We start from the raw sequence: 16,648 nt of genomic DNA, 5'->3' as shown, positions 1-16,648 counted from the left end.
TCACGGCCCCGGCCTCGTCAGGCCCTCCACGTTGTCGCGGTCCGGGCCTACTGCCGCGGCGGGAACGGTGGCAGCAGCGGCGGAATGGTCGGCACCACGATCGGCGGCAGGCCGGGGACGACGATGGTCGGGGGTCCCGGCGGCGCGGCCGAGGTGGTGGTGGTCGGCGCCTGCCAGTTGGGAGTGGGCGCGGCCACCGAGGCGTTGGTGGCATCGGTGGTCGGCGCGACCGAGGGGTCCGCGGAGGCGTGGGGCGGAGCGTCGGGCACCGAACTGGGGGCCGAGGTGTTGCTCTGGGAATCACCGCGGAGAACCGATTGGCCCCAGCCGAGACCGATCCCGAGCGCCGCGACGACGACCAGCGCACCGACCGCCACCCCGGCCACGCTCAACTCCCGGCGGCGACCGGCATCGACGGCACCTGCCTTGCCGCCGAGTGTGCTCTTGCCGCGCGCCTTGTTGCGTTTGCGGGCGCGTCGCAGCGCATCCTCGGACAACCACACCGGCGCCAATTGCACGGTGTCGTCGGCGGATCCGGGCCCGGGCGCCTGCGGGACGGGTGCGGGTGCGGCCACCTGGGCCGGGCGGGCGAGCAGCGCCGCGCCGCGCACGATCACGGTCTCCGGATCGGCGGGCACCAGCACGGGCATGCCCATCCACCGCTCCAGAATGCGCGCGATCAGCGGGATCCGGGCACACCCACCGATCACGAAGACCGCCTGCACGGCCTGTTCGGAGCGCATCATCACATCACGGGTCATGCGGGCCGACGATTCGACGGCGAGCATGATCAGGGCTTCGAAGTTCTCCTGCGACAACAGCACCAGGCCGTGCTCGGACGGGACGGCGACCGCCGTGGTGCTCGACAGCTGTTCCTTGGCCTGCCGGCATACACCGTCCAGGGCCGCCAAACCCTGTGCGGTGGGCGGATGTTCGATCCGGCCGGAAGCGATCTGCTGTTCACGGATCAGCGAATCCAGATAGTCGCCGCTGATGTCGCTGGTGCGCTCACTGTGACTCACCTTTCCGGATTCCACGTCGATCACGCTGACCGAGAGCCCGGAACTGCCGAGGTCGTAGAGCGCGACCGTGCGATAACCCTGCAGTTCACCGGTGGCGCGCAGGAATTCCCGCGCCGCCGCGACCTCGGGCACGAGTTCGTAGTTGGTGAGCTGACGGCGGGCCAGGGCGCCCCGCAGGGTGCGCGCGTGTTGTTCGTTGCGATAGGCCAGCGCGGTCGCGGCGATCTCCGGCGCGGAACCGAAGACGGCGCCGACGGTTTCGGCGGCCACATCGTCCATGGACTGCTGTTCGGCGACCGGCATCGCCTGGACGTCGAAGGCGGTGGAGACGAATCGTTCGGCGGAATTACCGGGATGTGGGATCGCGACGCGAATGGCGCCGGCCCCCACCGAAACTCCCAGTACCGAACTCATCTGCCGCCCATCTCGTTTCACGCTTCACGACCGGTACGCCCGACCGCCGCCCCCACGGCCTGCGCTGGGCCGTGCGAGCGAAGCCGGGCCGCTGTGCGGGCCCGATGCGCATGCCGCAGGGCGCCGCCACTCTACCTGGCTCCCGCCACCCTACGACGTGCCGAGTCCCGCGTACACCCATCCCGCGGCGGTCCACTCGGCGCGCTCGAGACAGTTGCGACCGTCGATGATGGAACGCCCGCGCACCACCGGCTCGAGGTCGCGCGGCGAGAGCGCGGTGAACTCGTCCCATTCCGTGAGAACCAGCACCACATCCGCTCGATCACAGGCCTCCGCCACCGAGGTCGCGTAGTTCAGCGTGGGAAACACCCGGCGCGAGTTCTCCAGCGCTTTCGGGTCGTAGACGGTGACCACGGCGCCGTGCAGCTGGATCATTCCGGCCACGTTCAGCGCGGGCGAATCGCGCACATCGTCGGATTCCGGTTTGAAGGCCGCGCCCAGCACCGCCACATTGGCGCCCAGCAGCGAGCCGCCGCACGCCTTGGCCGCCATATCGACCACCTTGGTGCGCCGGCGCATATTGATGTTGTCGACCTCACGCAGGAACGCGACCGCGTGATCGGCGCCGAGTTCCCCCGCGCGGGCCATGAACGCGCGGATGTCCTTGGGCAGGCAGCCGCCGCCGAAGCCGAGTCCGGCGTTGAGAAAGCGCCGGCCGATGCGGGCGTCGTGGCCCAGCGCGTCGGCCAGCATCGTGACATCGGCCCCGGTCGCCTCGCAGACCTCGGAGACCGCGTTGATGAACGAGATCTTCGTGGCCAGGAACGCGTTGGCGGACACCTTCACCAATTCCGCGGTGGCCAGGTCGGTGAGCAGGAACGGCACCTGCGCCGCGATCAGGTCGGCGTAGATCTCGCGCACCTGCGCACGCACCCATTCGGCGCGTTCGCGTTCGGCGTCGACACCGAGGACCAGCCGGTCGGGCCGCAGGGTGTCACGCACCGCGAACCCCTCGCGCAGGAATTCCGGATTCCAGGCGACCTCGACGTCGGTGCGGGCGCGGGCCCGCATCCGGCGGCCCAGTTCCGCGGCCGTGCCGACGGGCACCGTCGACTTGCCGATCAGCACCGACGGCCGCTCCAGCAGCGGCGCCAGCGAATCGGCCACGGCATGGACATATTTCAGGTCCGCGCCGTATTCGCCCTTCTTCTGCGGCGTGCCGACACCGAGGAAATGGGTGTCGGCGTGCGCGGCCGCCTCCTCGTAGGAGGTGGTGAAGCGCAGTCGCCCGGCATCGAGATTGCGGCGCAGCACCGCCTCCAGGCCGGGTTCGTAGAACGGCACGACGCCGTCGGACAATTTGGCCACCTTGCCTGGGTCGATATCCACCCCGAGCACCTCGTGACCGAGCTCGGCCATGCAGGCGGCATGGGTGGCTCCCAGATATCCCGTCCCGAATACCGTCAGACGCATAGTCGATTGATACGCGCCGGGTATGGCCGGTCCGCGTCCACGAGGCGAGGGCGCAGGCAACAGTGGGTGTACAGGGAGAAACCGTCGCCGATCAGCGCATTCGCCGACCACCTACCATCGCAGGGTGCGAAAAAGGTGGTGGGTGCGCGGTGCGGTGGGGGTCGTGCTCGTGCTCGCCGTCGCGGTGACGGCGCTGTGGCCGGTGTACGTGCGCCCGCGGACCGACACCCCGCGCGCGGCCGATGCCATCCTGGTGCTCGGCGGAGCCCACGACGGCCGCGAGGAGCTGGCGCTGCGCCTGGCCCACGACGGTTACGCCCCGCAGGTGGTGTTCTCCGATCCGTACGACCACTCCCCGCTGATCAACCGAATCTGCCACGGCGGCTACAGCTTCCGTGTGAGCTGCTTCGATCCCGAGCCGCGCACCACACGCGGTGAGGGACGCGAACTGGCCACCCGCGCCGCCCGCGAGAACTGGCGACGCGTGATCGTGGTGACCTTCACGCCGCACATCTCCCGCGCCCGGTACGTGCTCGGCAAGTGCTGGGGCGGTGAGATTCTCCTCCTCGACGCGCATCCGCACATCGGTCTCGCGCGGTGGGCCTACCAGTACCTGTATCAGTCCTCGGGGTACATCAAAGCCGCATTCGAGGACTGCTGAACCGGTCCGGCATCCGCGGCCGGGGACCGGTCCGCCACCCTACCGCTCGGTACCGGTAAAACCCTGTGCCGCACCGCTTTCCGGAAGCACCGGCCCCGAATAGCCGGCGATACGCACCCGCTCGTCCATGCGATCGCGGATGTGGCGAACGCGTTCGTCCACCGCGGCCCGCGGCGCGTACGCCGACACCGAGAGGGCATACAGCGCGGCCGCGTCGTCGGACTCCGCCCGCCGTTCCTGCAGTGCCACACCGAGGTCCGTGCCGTATCCCAGGTCGACGGCGGCGCGGTCGGCCCGGTAGTCGATGCGGCGCACGACCGGCACGAGCGCGCAGGCCGCCACCTCCGGAGCGATGCGCAGCAGCAGCGCGGCCGGAAGTCCCACGATCACAGTGGTGGCCGCGATCGCCGGGCAGGCGACCAGCACCCGGCTGACCGCACTCCAGCCGATCCCGAAGATCCGGGCCGCCGGTGGCGCCATCCGCCGCGTCAGCCACGCTCCGAGCGCGGCCGGACCCGAGAGCAACACCCGCTCCAGCCATACCAACGGCAGATTGAAATATCGGAATATGAACTGGCACAACGCTACTCGACCCTCGGACCGATATCCGAGTTCACGGGCCAGCACCGCTTCGAGTTGCCGTGGGGGCGCACCGAGTACGGCGGAGGGGACCGCGATCATCCGCCGGGGCAGCAGCAATTCGCGCTCGCTCTCCCGGATCCACAGCGAGTGCGAGGAGGAGGCGATGCCGGACCGCCGGGCCACCCGCTCCCACGCCGTCGTCAGCGCGTGCCGCTCGGCGGAGGTGGGCGCACGCACGCCGAAACGTGCCGTCAACCACCGCCGCTCGGCGCCCAGGAAGAACACCACCGCGACGAGTACGCACACCGCCAGCCACGCGATGGCGAGGATGCCGAGGGTGCCGAAGCCCATCGCCAAACCGAGCCCGTAGAGCAGCACCGCGAGGATCGCGGCGGTGGGTGCGGCGGCCAGTACCAGCGCCGTCCAGGAGCGGATCCGGTCGGTCGCGGAGGGCCGGATGGCCGCGCCCGCACCGGGGTCGTTCGCCTTCGCTGTCGAGTCAAAGGTCATGCACCACGGTAAAGGGAGAGCGCAAAACCGCACGTCGCGGGGCGTTACACGGCGGTAACCGAGCGGCAAAACGGACACCACACGGGACCTGCACCCTCGAAAGGCCGCGCCGAGCGCGGAAACGATGAGGAGTAGATCGTGGTTGATGTGCAAACCCGTCCGGCGACCGCTGCCGCCGCGACGAAGGAAACCCTCGAGGACTACACGCTGCGCTTCGCGCCCCGCAGCTACCGCAAATGGAGTCCGGCCGTGGTCGGCGTCTCCGCGCTGGGCGGCATAGCCTACCTCGCGGATTTCTCCATCGGCGCGAACATCGGCATCGCGAACGGCACCGGAAACGCGTTGCTGGGCATCGGAATCTTCGCGATCATCATCATGATCACCGGATTTCCGCTGGCCTACTACGCCGCCCGCTACAACATCGATCTGGATCTGATCACTCGCGGCAGCGGGTTCGGCTACTACGGTTCGGTGATCACCAACCTGGTGTTCGCCTCGTTCACCTTCATCTTCTTCGCCACCGAGGGCTCGATCATGGCGCAGGGCCTGAATCTGGGCCTGCACATTCCACTGTGGCTGGGTTATCTGCTCTCCACGGTGCTGATTTTCCCGCTGGTCGTCTACGGCATGAATACGCTGGCGAAGCTGCAGGTGTGGACGACGCCGCTGTGGCTGTTGCTGATGGTGTTGCCGTTCGCGTTTCTGCTGATCCGCCACCCTGATTCGATCGATTCGTTCTTCGCCTACGGCGGTAAGGACGGTGCGGGGGTGAGCCTTTCCGGTGCGCTGCTGGCCGCCGGCGTCTGTCTCTCACTGATCGCCCAGATCGCCGAGCAGATCGATTATCTGCGGTTCATGCCGCCGAAAACCCCGGAGAACGCACGCAGATGGTGGGGCTGGATGCTGCTGGCCGGGCCGGGCTGGGTGATCTTCGGTGCCGTCAAACAGGTCGTCGGCCTGTTCCTCGCGGTCTATCTGATCGCGAATCTGCCGGGGGCGCAGGACATCGCGAATCAGCCGGTGCATCAGTTCCTGGAAATCTACCGCGATATGGTTCCGTCCTGGCTGGCGATGACGCTCGCGGTGGTGCTGGTCGTCATCTCACAGATCAAAATCAATGTGACCAACGCGTATTCGGGTTCGCTGGCGTGGACCAACTCGTTCACCCGCGTGACGAAGACCTATCCGGGCCGGCTGGTTTTCCTCGGCGTGAACCTGGCGATCGCGCTGATCCTGATGGAAGCCAATATGTTCGACTTCCTCAACGACATCCTCGGCTTCTACGCCAACTGCGGCATCGCCTGGATCGTCACCGTCGCAACGGATATCGCGGTCAACAAATATATGCTGAAGCTCTCGCCGAAACAGCCCGAATTCCGGCGCGGCATGCTCTACAACTTCAACCCCGTCGGCCTCGTCGGTTTCGGACTGTCGGCGGTGCTGTCGATCATGACCTTCTTCGGTGTGTTCGGCGCGGCGTTGAAACCGTATTCGCCGATCGTCGCCGTCGTGATCGCCGTCGTCGCCACCCCGCTCACCGCCGTCCTCACCAAGGGCAAGTACTACCTGCGCCGGGGCGACGACGGAATCGAGCTGGACATGTTCGACGAACACGGCAACCCCTCGGGTGAAACCCTCACCTGCCACGTCACCGGAATGGACTTCGAACGCCCCGACATGATCGCCTCCGCGGTTCCGGGGCCGGCGGGCGAAATCCAATACATCAGCTCACTGGCACTGTCGACGGACAAGTCGGGCGCGCACGTGCTGCCGCCGGGCTGACCTACCTCGGGTCGGCGACATGAGCGGCGGCCGGTTCGGAATATCAGGACTCCGCGGGCTGCGGAATCGAATCCTGCGGCAGGGGGAAATTCATATACGCCCGCGAGGGCGTCGGCCCGCGCTGACCCTGATATTTCGAACCGGCCGCCGCGCTGCCGTACGGATGTTCCGAGGGACTGCTCAGGCGGAACAGGCACAGCTGGCCGATCTTCATCCCCGGCCACAGCGTGATCGGCAGATTCGCCACATTCGACAACTCCAGCGTGATGTGCCCGCTGAAACCCGGATCGATGAATCCCGCGGTGGAATGGGTGAGCAGCCCGAGTCGCCCCAGGCTCGATTTACCTTCCAGGCGGCCGGCCAGATCATCGGGCAGGGTGCAGACCTCGAGCGTGGAGCCGAGGACGAATTCACCCGGATGCAGGACGAACGGCTCGCCTTGATCGGGCTCGACCAGGGTGGTCAGCTCGTCCTGGCGTTGCGCGGGATCGATATGGGTGTAGCGGGTGTTGTTGAACACCCGGAACATTCGATCCAGCCGCACATCGATACTCGACGGCTGAACCAATTTCTCGTCGAACGGTTCCAGCCCGAGCCGCCCGGCGGCCAGCTCGGCACGAATGTCGCGATCGGAAAGCAGCACGGCGGTCAGCCTAGTAACCCGTGTTCGCGGGCTCGCAGCCGCACAGCGAGCCCGGACGAAATTCGCCCCATCCGCAGTCGGAAGCAGCACGAATCTTTGTCGTCAACGACGAGATACGCGACCGTCCGGTCGTCCGAGAGAAAGCGATGGACCGATGAGAACTATGAAGCGCACCGTCGTCACGGCGGCAATCGTTTCGACCGCGGCCGTGCTGGGGGTATCGGCCTGTTCGTCCGATAACAACTCCGGTTCGGGTTCGTCCTCGACGACGATGAGCAGTAGCGCGATGGCCGGCAGCACGACGACGGCGAATGCCATGACCGGCCTGGTCGGCCCCGGCTGCAAGGCCTACGCCGAGCAGGTGCCCACGGGCCCGGGGTCGGTCGAGGGGATGGCGCAGGATCCGGTGGCGACCGCCGCCTCACACAATCCGATGCTGACCACGCTCACCGCGGCGGTGTCCGGAAAGCTGAATCCGCAGGTCAACCTGGTCGACACCCTGAACGGCGGCCAGTTCACCGTGTTCGCGCCCACCGACGACGCGTTCGCGAAACTGCCGCCGGCCACGGTCGACAGCCTGAAAACCGACAGCGCCACCCTCACCAAGATCCTCACCTACCACGTGGTGCCGGGGCAGATCGCGCCCGACGCCATCGCGGGTGAGCACAAGACGGTCGAGGGCGGCATGGTGAACGTGACCCGATCCGGCGACACGATCAAGGTCAACGACGCGTCGGTCGTCTGCGGAGGTGTGAAGACCGCCAATGCGACGGTCTATCTGATCGATACCGTGCTGATGCCGCCCGCCTGAGTTGTCACGACTGCCGTCCGCGCTGGTCGGAGAACGTATCGGCGCGGTGCGGTCGATGTAGCGCACCCGGGCGAAAACGTTCCGAAATCCGCACCCATCCGGCACGCTGGTCATGTCGAACCTCTTCCCATGTATGCAGGGACGCGCTCATGACCGGCGATCCGGAGTTCACCTCGATCCGCCTGGCAGACACCTCCGACACCCCGTCGTGTCCGCCGGGCGGAGGCGAGCGAGCGGAAACACAACGTGAGCTCGCCACCCTGCTCGCGGCCGCCGCCAGCGGAAACCGCGAGGCGTTCACGCGCTTCTATCGGGCGACCAGCGCGAGGGTGTTCGGTCTGGCCTTGCGCATCCTGCGCAATCACACCGCCGCCGAGGAGGTCACGCAGGAGGTGTACCTGCAGGCCTGGACGGCCGCCGAACGCTACGACCCCGCGCTGGCCAGCCCGATCGGCTGGCTGATGATGCTCACCCATCGGCGTGCCGTGGACCGCGTGCGCCTCGAGGAATCGGCGACGGTGCGCGATCGCGTCTACGGCCACGCCCACCTCGGGCGCGACCACGACACGGTCGCCGAGACGGTCGGTCAGCGACTGGAGGAGCAGGCGGTGCAGCACTGCCTGGACACTCTCACCGCGACCCAGCGGGAGGCGATCACGCTGGCCTACTACAGCGGACGCACTTATCGAGAAGTCGCCGAACATCTCGATGCGCCACTGCCCACCGTCAAGAGCCGTATCCGGGATGCGCTGAAACGGCTTCACACCTGCCTCTCGGGGGTGGCCGCCCATGCCTGACACATCCGACCACGAGTTGCTCGACCTTGCCTACCCCTACGCACTGGACGCGGTCGGTGATTCCGAGCGCGACGAGATCGAACAGCGCGTCGCCGACGCCGGACCGGACACGAGCCAGGCCTTCTCGGTGGTGGTTCGCGCGGTCCGCGAGACGATGGGTGCGTTGTCGGTGCTCGATGCGCAAGAGCCCGCGCCGGAATTGGAAGCGCGCATACTCGCCGCACTCGACCGGGCGCGGCCCGCCGATCCGTCCGCTGCGGTTCCGCTCACCCGACCGTCCAGGAGGCCTCGGCTACGGTGGCTGGCCGCGGCGGCCGCGGTAGTGGTGGCGGCCGGAATCGGCGGCGGTATCGTCGCCCAGCAATATGCCGGGCAGACCGCGAATCCACCGATGGCGGAACAGATCATGCGGCAACCGGATGCACACACCGCGAGCGCGCCGCTCAGTACCGGCGGCGTGGTGACGGTGCACGCGTCCACCGAAATGGGTGCGGCCACAGTGGCTTTCGACAGTGTGCCGCCGGCGCCGCAGGGCCATGTGTATCAGCTGTGGGTGGTACCGCCGACCGGTGCGCCGCGCTCGGAAGGGGTGATGGACCGCATGCCGAGTGCGTCCGCGCCGATGGTGGCCACTTACTCCGGCGGCGACGCACTGGCCATCACCGTCGAACCCGCGGGCGGCTCCCCGGCCCCGACCACGGCCCCGATCGCCTCCATGTCGATGAGCTGACGATCGGCGCCGTCCGCGCGGACCGGCGTCACGAATTCCTCATCCCACCTGGGAATCGAGGAGATCATGATCGATACGGGTACGCGCGAGCCCACCGCGCACCGCGGCACGCTCGGATTCGCCGCCGCCGCGCTCGCCGGAATACTGGCCGGTGCGGCGGTGCTGGGCATCGGCGAACTCGTGGGTGCGATCCTGGATCCACGCTCCTCGCCGTTCTTCGCCGCGGGGGCGACGGTCGTCGATCACACGCCGCAGCAACTGCGTGAGGAGGCGATCCGGCGGTTCGGCGGTCACGACAAGGATGTGCTGTTCGCCGCCATGGGCGCGGCGATGGTGGCGCTTGCCGCACTGTGCGGTGTGCTCGAACGTCGCCGTCGCGTCGGCAGTGCGGTATTCGTCGTTCTGGGTGTCGCGATCATCGTTGCGGCACTGCATCGCCCGAATGCGCAGTGGTGGTTCGCGATTCCGACCGCGGCAGGTGTGGCGGCGGGGCTGGTCGTCTTGCGGCTACTGGTCCCCCACGGCGGCCGGCGCGACGAGGGGCCGGGCCACGACGGGGCTCGGGACCGCGTCCCGGACCACGGCGATATCCCGAGTGCCACTCGATTGGCCCGGCGACGTTTTCTGGCGATGGCGGCCGGGGCCGGCGCGATCGCGGTCGGTGCCGCGGCGGCAGGACGATTCGTGGCGCAACGGCTGCGGGACGTGGCCGCGGACCGGGCGCGATTCATCGTGCCCAAGGCAGTTTCGGACGCCACGCCGATCACCCCGGCCATGACCCGCTCGGTGCCGGGACTTACCGCGTTCGTCACTCCCGGCGCCGACTTCTACCGGGTCGACACCGCACTGCAGGTGCCGGCCGTCAGCAGTACCGAGTGGAGCCTGCGTATCCACGGAATGGTCGACCGCACAGTGGAATTCACGATGGACGAGTTGCGTCGGCGGCCCGCTGTCGCGCGCATGATCACGCTGACCTGTGTATCCAACGAAGTGGGTGGCGATCTCGCGGGCAATGCGGTGTGGACCGGCTACCGGCTGGCCGATCTGCTGCACGAGGCGGGTGTGCGTCCGGATGCCGATATGGTGCTGTCCCGCAGCGCCGACGGATTCACCGCCGGGACGCCGCTCCAGGCGATGACCGACGGGCGCGACGCCCTGCTCGCCGTCGGCATGAACGGCGCGCCGCTGCCGCTCGAACACGGCTACCCGGCGCGGCTCGTGGTTCCCGGCCTCTACGGCTACGTCTCCGCCACCAAATGGGTGGTCGATCTCGAAGTGACCAGATTCGATCGCGCACAAGCATATTGGACGACCCGGGGGTGGGCCGACCGGGCGCCGATCAAGACCGCATCCCGGATCGATGTCCCCGCCGCCTTCGCCACCCTGCCCGCCGGCCCGGTCACAGTCGCCGGGGTCGCCTGGGCCCAGCATCGCGGGATCGCGTCGGTGGAGGTGCGGGTCGACGACGGCCCCTGGCTCGCCGCCGACCTGACCACCGAGTACTCCCCCGATACCTGGCGCCAATGGACCTACCGCTGGCAGGCCACCCCGGGCACCCACACCCTGCACGTCCGCGCCACCGACACCACCGGAACCACCCAGCCCGCTCAGCGCCGCCCACCGATGCCGGACGGCGCGACGGGGTGGCATTCCCGGACGGTCAGTGTGCGGTGAGATGTTTCGTGCGCCGTGGGCGGGTAGCCACCCTGTGACACCGACCGACCGAGACCGACCGAGTCGGATTCCGTCGTACGAGGAGTGGTGACCGATGACATCGACCAACATCCAGCCGATGAGCGCCTCGGGTCCCGACGCCGAACCGTTCGAGACGGTCGACGCCTATACCGGCGAAACCCTCGCCGAACTGCCCTATCTGGCGACCGAACAACTCGATGCCCTGCTCGAGCGTGCGGACGACGCCTATCGGTCGTGGCGCGCCACGCCGGTCGAGCAGCGTGCGCGGGTGGTGTCCGCCGCGGCCGATCTGATGCGCGAACGCAAGGACGACCTCGCCCGGCTCATCACCCGCGAAATGGGCAAACGCATCTCCGAGAGCGAGTTCGAAGTCGACCTCGCGGCGAGCATCCTGCAGTACTACGGCGAGAACGGCCCGCGCATTCTGGAGCCCACCGCGCTGCCGGTCGAGGAGGGCGAAGCCCAGGTCGTCAACGCACCGCTGGGGGTGCTGCTCGGCATAGAGCCGTGGAACTTCCCGCTCTATCAGGTGGTGCGGTTCGCGGCGCCGAATCTGGTGCTGGGCAACACGATTCTGCTCAAGCACGCCAAGATCTGCGCGCTCACCGCGCTCGAACTGCAGAAGATCTTTACCGACGCCGGCGCGCCCGAAGGGGTGTACACCAACGTCTTCCTGCGGATCTCGGACGTCGAGCACGTCCTGGCGCACCCCGCTGTCCAGGGCGTGTCCCTCACCGGCAGCGACGCCGCCGGTGCGTCGGTGGCCGAGATCGCCGGGCGGCACGTGAAGAAATGCGTGCTCGAACTCGGCGGCAGCGACCCCTTCATCGTGCTCGACGCCGACGATCTGGACGACACGATCGATGCGGCGACCACCGGGCGGCTGGCGAACACCGGTCAAAGTTGTGTCGCCGCAAAACGTTTCATCGTCCCGGACGAACTGTGCGACCGCTTCGTGGCCGGTCTGGCCGAGCGGTTCGGCGCACTGCGCCCCGGCGACCCGTCGGATCCGGAGACCACACTCGGACCGCTCTCCTCCCCGAAGGCCGCCGACGACCTGCTGGAACAGGTTCAGGATGCCCGCGAGAAGGGCGCCACGGTGGTCACCGGTGGCGGCCGCCCCGACGTACCGGCGCCCGGACGCCGCGACGCGTTCGTCGACGCGACGGTGCTGACCGATGTGACCCCCGCGATGCGGGCCTATTCCGAGGAGCTGTTCGGCCCGGTCGCGGTGGTGTACCGCGTCGCCGACGAACGCGAGGCGATCGAGTTGGCGAACACCTCGAAGTTCGGACTCGGCGCCACGGTGTACAGCAGCGACCCGGACCGCGCCCGAGCGGTGGCCGAGCAGATCGACAGCGGCATGGTGTGGATCAACCACCCGACCTCCTCGCAGGCCGATCTGCCCTTCGGCGGAGTGAAGCAGTCCGGTTTCGGTCGCGAACTGTCCGAGCTCGGCATGTTCGGTTTCGCCAATCGCAAGCTGATTCGCTCGCTACCCCGCAAGACCGCATCCGCCGGTGTCGCGGGCTGACCGTTCGAAGGAGGAGATGCGCATGCGTGCAGCGGTGCTGCGGGAATTCGGTGGTCCGGAGGCACTCACGGTTCGAGACGTCGATACGCCTCGTCCCGGCCCGGGTGAGGTGCTGGTGCGAGTCCGGGCGTCGAGCGCGAACCCCGTGGACGGAATCATCCGCCGGGGACTGGCGAATCCGAACCTGGCGCTGCCCGCCGTGATCGGCAGCGATGTCGCCGGAGAGGTGGAACAGGTCGGTGACGGTGTCACCGACGTGGCGGTCGGCGATGCCGTGTACTACACCTCGGAACTGGCCTCGGGTGGGGGCGCCTATGCCCAGTACCACGTGGCGGCCTCCTCGATCGTCGCGCCGAAACCCACGAGCCTGTCGTTCGCGGAGGCCGCCGCGATTCCGCTGGCCGGCGGAACCGCGTGGGAGGCGATCGTGCGCCGGCTCGGTGTGCGGCCGGGGCAGACCGTGCTGGTACACGGTGGATCCGGCGGTGTCGGCACGTTCGCGGTGCAGTTCGCCCGCGCGGCCGGCGCCTCGGTGCTGGCCACCGCCGGGGCGGACCATCAGCAGCTGCTGCGGGATCTCGGCGCGACCCCGATCGACTACAAGAGCGAGGACTTCGTCGAGGTGGCCCGCACGCACACCGACGGCACCGGCGTCGACGCGGTGCTCGACACCGTGGGCGGCGAGAATGTCGGCCGGAGCTGCGCGGCCACTCGCGACGGCGGACGCATCGCGACCATCCTCGGGCCGGAGGGCCGGCTCGACGATCTCTACCAGCGCAACCAGACGCTCTACGGCATCTTCCTCAGCCGCGAACGCCGCCGGCTCACCGAGATGACCCCGCTGTTCGAGCGCGGACTCGTCCATCCGCGGATCGCGAAGACCATGCCGCTCGACGACATCGTCGCGATCCACGAACGGCTGGACGAGGGGCACAACGCGGGCAAGCTGGTCATCGACGTGCCCTGATGCCCGCCTCAGTTCTGCCGCGGCAGCAGTTCGGTGACGAACCGGTCCACGAATTCGGCCGATATCGCGCCGTCGGCCGGCACCACGACGAATTTGCTCAGTCCGGCCGCGAGGTACCCGTCCACCAGCCGGTGCAGGTCCGCCCAGCTTCCGGCGATCACGTCGCCCGGATCGGCACCCGCTCGCTGCGCGCCGATCCGTGCCGCCAGCTGGGCGGGGATGCCGTTCTCCGCGAGCAACAGCGTGATACCGAAGTGATCGGCCTCGATCTCCCGGCCCGCCGCGGCGGCCGCCGCATTGATCGCCGACACCCCGGCCGCCGCCTCGGCCGGGGTCACGAAACTCCCGAGCCAGCCGTCGCCGTATCGGCCGATGCGGCGGAAGGCGCCCGGTGCGCGACCGCCGAGCCAGATGTCGAGCGGGCGGGCCGGCCGCTTGCCCACCGTCGCCGCGCGAACGGTGAAGTAGTCGCCGTCGAAATCGACATCGTCGGAGCGCAGCATCGCTCGCAGCAGGCGCAGCGATTCGTCGAAGACCGCGCCGCGCGGCCCCGGCACCGGAAACAGGTCCTGCTCGCCGGGCCCCGCCGGTCGCAGTCCGAATACCGGCAGCACCCGCTTCGGAGCCAAGGCGGCCAAGGACGCCAACTGCTTGGCGACCAGCACGGGGTGGCGCCCCGGCAGAATCGCGACCGAGGTGCCGACTTTCAGACGGCTGGTGCGGGCCAGCGCGAACGCCATCCCCACCGTCGGATCCACGGCCGGCGCGAAGACCAGTTCGGAGAACCACAGCGAATCGACCCGCGCGGCCTCGAGCCGATCCACCAGCGCCGCCAGATCTTCCGGATCGGCCGCCGAACCCGTACCCACCCCGAACCGGATCTTCACCTCGCCATTGCTCACAAGCCTGCACAACAGCCGCGTCGGGATCGATATTTCGGCCGAGTCCGGCGCCTTCACCCGCGGCGGGTGATCCGGTTGCGCCCTGCCCGGCGGCACAGTCGGTCGGATGAGGACTTCGTCGCGGTCGCGCTGTGCCCGCATGCTGGGCGTGCTCCTCGCGGTATGGGCCGGGGTCTGGTCGGCGCCGTCGGCCGGTGCGCAGGCCGCGCCCGATTCACCGCTGTGCGCCTGGCGGTTCATGTCGAACAGTACGGTGCTCAATGTGGCTTTCCCGGATGCCAACGCCACCTACTGGGTGCTGCCGTATGCGCTCGGTCCGGGCGACTCCATCGAATTGGCGGGCAGCTACCCCGCCGCGCGCTACTTCTCGCTCAATACCTACGGCACGAACCTCGATACCGTGGATACGTTGCGGGACAACCAGATTGCCCCCGATCCGGGCAGCGCCAATCCGTTCGCCGCACCGACGGCCGCGCCGGAAACGCAGCGGCGCTGGCATGCTCGACTGGTGACCGGCGCAGCAGACCACGGCCGCAACGAGATTCGGGCGTTGCCCGCCGCGCAGAACGCGCCCATCGGATTCGTGATCATCCGGGTCTATGTGCCGACCGACCCGACTTCGGCCGGCGGTGGGGTACCACTGCCCGATGCGACGCTGACCGTCGCCGGCGCGACCGTCACCAGGCAACCGTGCAGCCGGGTCTTCGACCCCAGCGCCTATCCCGGACCCCTCGCCCAGGCCGCGACCGCCGGATTCGACCAGGTCATCGCCGGGGCCGCGGCGGGCGCGTTCCCGGGCAACGTGCCCGAGGCCACGTTCGTGAATCCGGCGAGCACCTCGGGGCTGTTCCCGAACGGCGACAACAAATACCTCGGGGCGGGACTCACCTATCAGCCGGGCCGCCTGGTCGTGGTGCGCGGTAAGGCGCCGCATTTCCCGGATTCGCGAGCCGGACAGCCTCCGACCGACCCGGCTCAGCAGGTCCGATATTGGTCGATGTGCCAGAACGACCTGGTGACGCCCTATCCGGTTGTGGCCTGCGCGGCCGACTTCCAGACCCGGCTCGACGCCGACGGCTACTACACCTACGTCGTCGCGGCGCCGGAAGACCTACCGGCACAGATGGATTCGAGTGTCACCGCGCTGCCCTGGGGCAGCACGCAGGTGGCGAAGAAGGTTCTCTTCCTGCGGAACATGCTGCCTAGCGAGAGCTTCTACCCGCAGTCGATCCAGGCCTCGCGGGAGCGCGGCGGCGATCCGGCCACCACGATGGGCCCCTACTACCCGGTGGCCACCTACTGCACCACCGCCGTATTCGCCGCCACGGGAGCGGCCGGATGCTTCGGAGCGGGCCGCTGAATCGCCGGTCTCAGTTCTTGTCGTCGAGGCTGTCCAAGGTGGTCAGGATCGCCTCGACCGGGATGCGGCCGGCGGCGACGGTTTCGGCGCCGTTGCGCCGCAGAGCCACCGACAGTGGTGCGGCCCAGGTGTTTTCGTAGATCAGAACGGCGGCCGAACGCCCGGGGTGCAGGGCGGCGCCCGCCTCCCGCAGATCGCCGTCGTCGAGTACGCCCGTCGTCTCCTCGGCGAACAAGGCCACGCTCGCTTCACACTCGAGCCCGATATCGGCGATATCGATGCCGGTCAGCGACCCGTCGCCCTCTTTCCGGAGGAACGCCAGATTCAGCACGCGGATGATGCCCCGGCCGACCAGATCGCGCAGCACCGGCAGGGCCGAGCCGTCCGGGGGGCGGCCCGCGGGGAACTCGATGACGAGATAGTCGATCGGACCCATCTCATCGATACCGGCAGCACTGGTCATCCGAGCACCTCATCCCTGGCCGGATCACCGGCGTGATTCGGCGAGACAGCAGCTGACGCCACGCGGTAAACGACGAGCATATCGGCCACCGGCGTGACACCTAATGATTCGAAGCCGGGCCGCTCGCGGATAAACCGGAATCTATTCCGGCACGCAAGCCGGTCGGACACGGTGTCTCATACGCGTCCCGAATCGCAAGTCCGGCCGGTGAATCCGCCGGGCGGACGCCGCCCGTTCACCCGGCTCGGCGACACCACGGAATTTCGCTCACGGTGAGTCTGGATGGTGGCAAACCGCGTGTG

Annotated in this window: 15 protein-coding genes; 9 read left to right on the top strand and 6 right to left on the bottom strand. The window is 68.4% G+C overall.

Annotation, left to right across the window (positions count from 1 at the left end; genetic code table 11):
• Positions 1 to 47: 47 nt before the first annotated feature.
• Positions 48 to 1,436 (bottom strand): DUF7159 family protein, encoded by a 1,389-nt coding sequence (locus NE2_RS24175; protein WP_063909466.1) that lies wholly within the window; start codon positions 1,434 to 1,436, stop codon positions 48 to 50.
• A 150-nt stretch (positions 1,437 to 1,586) separates the two neighbouring features.
• Complete coding sequence (locus tag NE2_RS24170; RefSeq protein ID WP_063029690.1) at positions 1,587 to 2,909, bottom strand: UDP-glucose dehydrogenase family protein; 1,323 nt, start codon at positions 2,907 to 2,909, stop codon at positions 1,587 to 1,589.
• A 124-nt stretch (positions 2,910 to 3,033) separates the two neighbouring features.
• On the opposite strand from NE2_RS24170, the gene NE2_RS24165 reads away from it, so the two are divergent.
• On the top strand, positions 3,034 to 3,570 hold the full coding sequence (locus NE2_RS24165) for a YdcF family protein (RefSeq protein WP_063029688.1): 537 nt from the start codon (positions 3,034 to 3,036) through the stop codon (positions 3,568 to 3,570).
• 39 nt (positions 3,571 to 3,609) lie between these two features.
• Here the strand turns inward: NE2_RS24165 and NE2_RS24160 are convergent, their stop codons facing one another.
• On the bottom strand, positions 3,610 to 4,662 hold the full coding sequence (locus tag NE2_RS24160) for a M48 family metalloprotease (RefSeq protein WP_063029687.1): 1,053 nt from the start codon (positions 4,660 to 4,662) through the stop codon (positions 3,610 to 3,612).
• Positions 4,663 to 4,800: 138 nt separating this feature from the next.
• Between NE2_RS24160 and NE2_RS24155 the strand changes: the two genes are divergently transcribed.
• Positions 4,801 to 6,444: a purine-cytosine permease family protein gene (locus NE2_RS24155; protein WP_233429866.1), complete on the top strand. Its 1,644-nt coding sequence runs from the start codon at positions 4,801 to 4,803 to the stop codon at positions 6,442 to 6,444.
• 43 nt (positions 6,445 to 6,487) lie between these two features.
• On the opposite strand, the gene dcd is transcribed toward NE2_RS24155, so the two are convergent.
• Positions 6,488 to 7,087 (bottom strand): dCTP deaminase, encoded by a 600-nt coding sequence (gene dcd, locus NE2_RS24150; protein ID WP_030514292.1) that lies wholly within the window; start codon positions 7,085 to 7,087, stop codon positions 6,488 to 6,490.
• A 154-nt stretch (positions 7,088 to 7,241) separates the two neighbouring features.
• Between dcd and NE2_RS24145 the strand changes: the two genes are divergently transcribed.
• From NE2_RS24145 to NE2_RS24120, 6 genes are all read left to right on the top strand, one after another.
• The gene (locus NE2_RS24145; protein ID WP_063029683.1) at positions 7,242 to 7,898 is read left to right on the top strand and encodes a fasciclin domain-containing protein; all 657 of its coding nucleotides are present in this window, start codon (positions 7,242 to 7,244) and stop codon (positions 7,896 to 7,898) included.
• 149 nt (positions 7,899 to 8,047) lie between these two features.
• Positions 8,048 to 8,695 carry an ECF RNA polymerase sigma factor SigK gene (gene sigK, locus NE2_RS24140; RefSeq protein WP_063029681.1) on the top strand — a complete coding sequence of 216 codons (648 nt, stop codon included), beginning with the start codon at positions 8,048 to 8,050 and terminating at the stop codon, positions 8,693 to 8,695.
• Positions 8,688 to 9,425, top strand: a complete 738-nt coding sequence (locus NE2_RS24135; protein ID WP_063029679.1) for an anti-sigma factor — start codon at positions 8,688 to 8,690, stop codon at positions 9,423 to 9,425. Before sigK ends, NE2_RS24135 begins: the two co-directional genes overlap by 8 nt.
• A 66-nt stretch (positions 9,426 to 9,491) precedes the next feature.
• The gene (locus NE2_RS24130) at positions 9,492 to 11,099 is read left to right on the top strand and encodes a molybdopterin-dependent oxidoreductase (protein ID WP_084494292.1); all 1,608 of its coding nucleotides are present in this window, start codon (positions 9,492 to 9,494) and stop codon (positions 11,097 to 11,099) included.
• A gap of 94 nt (positions 11,100 to 11,193) precedes the next feature.
• Entirely contained in the window at positions 11,194 to 12,654 is a 1,461-nt protein-coding gene (locus tag NE2_RS24125; RefSeq protein WP_106958488.1) for an NAD-dependent succinate-semialdehyde dehydrogenase, read from the top strand.
• Positions 12,655 to 12,676: 22 nt separating this feature from the next.
• The gene (locus NE2_RS24120) at positions 12,677 to 13,621 is read left to right on the top strand and encodes a zinc-binding dehydrogenase (RefSeq protein WP_063029729.1); all 945 of its coding nucleotides are present in this window, start codon (positions 12,677 to 12,679) and stop codon (positions 13,619 to 13,621) included.
• An 8-nt stretch (positions 13,622 to 13,629) separates the two neighbouring features.
• On the opposite strand, the gene NE2_RS24115 is transcribed toward NE2_RS24120, so the two are convergent.
• The gene (locus NE2_RS24115) at positions 13,630 to 14,508 is read right to left on the bottom strand and encodes a TIGR03854 family LLM class F420-dependent oxidoreductase (protein WP_063029727.1); all 879 of its coding nucleotides are present in this window, start codon (positions 14,506 to 14,508) and stop codon (positions 13,630 to 13,632) included.
• 121 nt (positions 14,509 to 14,629) lie between these two features.
• On the opposite strand from NE2_RS24115, the gene NE2_RS24110 reads away from it, so the two are divergent.
• Entirely contained in the window at positions 14,630 to 15,883 is a 1,254-nt protein-coding gene (locus NE2_RS24110) for a hypothetical protein (protein WP_373862280.1), read from the top strand.
• Between the two features lie 10 nt (positions 15,884 to 15,893).
• On the opposite strand, the gene NE2_RS24105 is transcribed toward NE2_RS24110, so the two are convergent.
• Positions 15,894 to 16,346 (bottom strand): DUF6325 family protein, encoded by a 453-nt coding sequence (locus tag NE2_RS24105; protein WP_030514283.1) that lies wholly within the window; start codon positions 16,344 to 16,346, stop codon positions 15,894 to 15,896.
• Positions 16,347 to 16,648: the final 302 nt, after the last annotated feature.

Origin of the sequence: Nocardia elegans NBRC 108235 (genome assembly GCF_001612845.1) — a bacterium.
Taxonomy (GTDB): Bacteria; Actinomycetota; Actinomycetes; order Mycobacteriales; family Mycobacteriaceae; genus Nocardia; species Nocardia nova.
The sequence above is the reverse complement of the archived record's forward strand: the minus strand, read 5'-3'. Positions and strand labels throughout refer to the sequence as shown.

What these genes read in the sequence shown, in the direction of transcription:
- NE2_RS24175 (WP_063909466.1), bottom strand. Translation starts at nt 1,436, where the DNA reads ATGAGTTCGGTACTGGGAGTTTCGGTGGGGGCCGGCGCCATTCGCGTC.
- NE2_RS24170 (WP_063029690.1), bottom strand. Translation starts at nt 2,909, where the DNA reads ATGCGTCTGACGGTATTCGGGACGGGATATCTGGGAGCCACCCATGCC.
- NE2_RS24160 (WP_063029687.1), bottom strand. Translation starts at nt 4,662, where the DNA reads ATGACCTTTGACTCGACAGCGAAGGCGAACGACCCCGGTGCGGGCGCG.
- NE2_RS24145 (WP_063029683.1), top strand. Translation starts at nt 7,242, where the DNA reads ATGAGAACTATGAAGCGCACCGTCGTCACGGCGGCAATCGTTTCGACC.
- sigK (WP_063029681.1), top strand. Translation starts at nt 8,048, where the DNA reads ATGACCGGCGATCCGGAGTTCACCTCGATCCGCCTGGCAGACACCTCC.
- NE2_RS24135 (WP_063029679.1), top strand. Translation starts at nt 8,688, where the DNA reads ATGCCTGACACATCCGACCACGAGTTGCTCGACCTTGCCTACCCCTAC.
- NE2_RS24130 (WP_084494292.1), top strand. Translation starts at nt 9,492, where the DNA reads ATGATCGATACGGGTACGCGCGAGCCCACCGCGCACCGCGGCACGCTC.
- NE2_RS24125 (WP_106958488.1), top strand. Translation starts at nt 11,194, where the DNA reads ATGACATCGACCAACATCCAGCCGATGAGCGCCTCGGGTCCCGACGCC.
- NE2_RS24120 (WP_063029729.1), top strand. Translation starts at nt 12,677, where the DNA reads ATGCGTGCAGCGGTGCTGCGGGAATTCGGTGGTCCGGAGGCACTCACG.
- NE2_RS24110 (WP_373862280.1), top strand. Translation starts at nt 14,630, where the DNA reads ATGAGGACTTCGTCGCGGTCGCGCTGTGCCCGCATGCTGGGCGTGCTC.
- NE2_RS24105 (WP_030514283.1), bottom strand. Translation starts at nt 16,346, where the DNA reads ATGACCAGTGCTGCCGGTATCGATGAGATGGGTCCGATCGACTATCTC.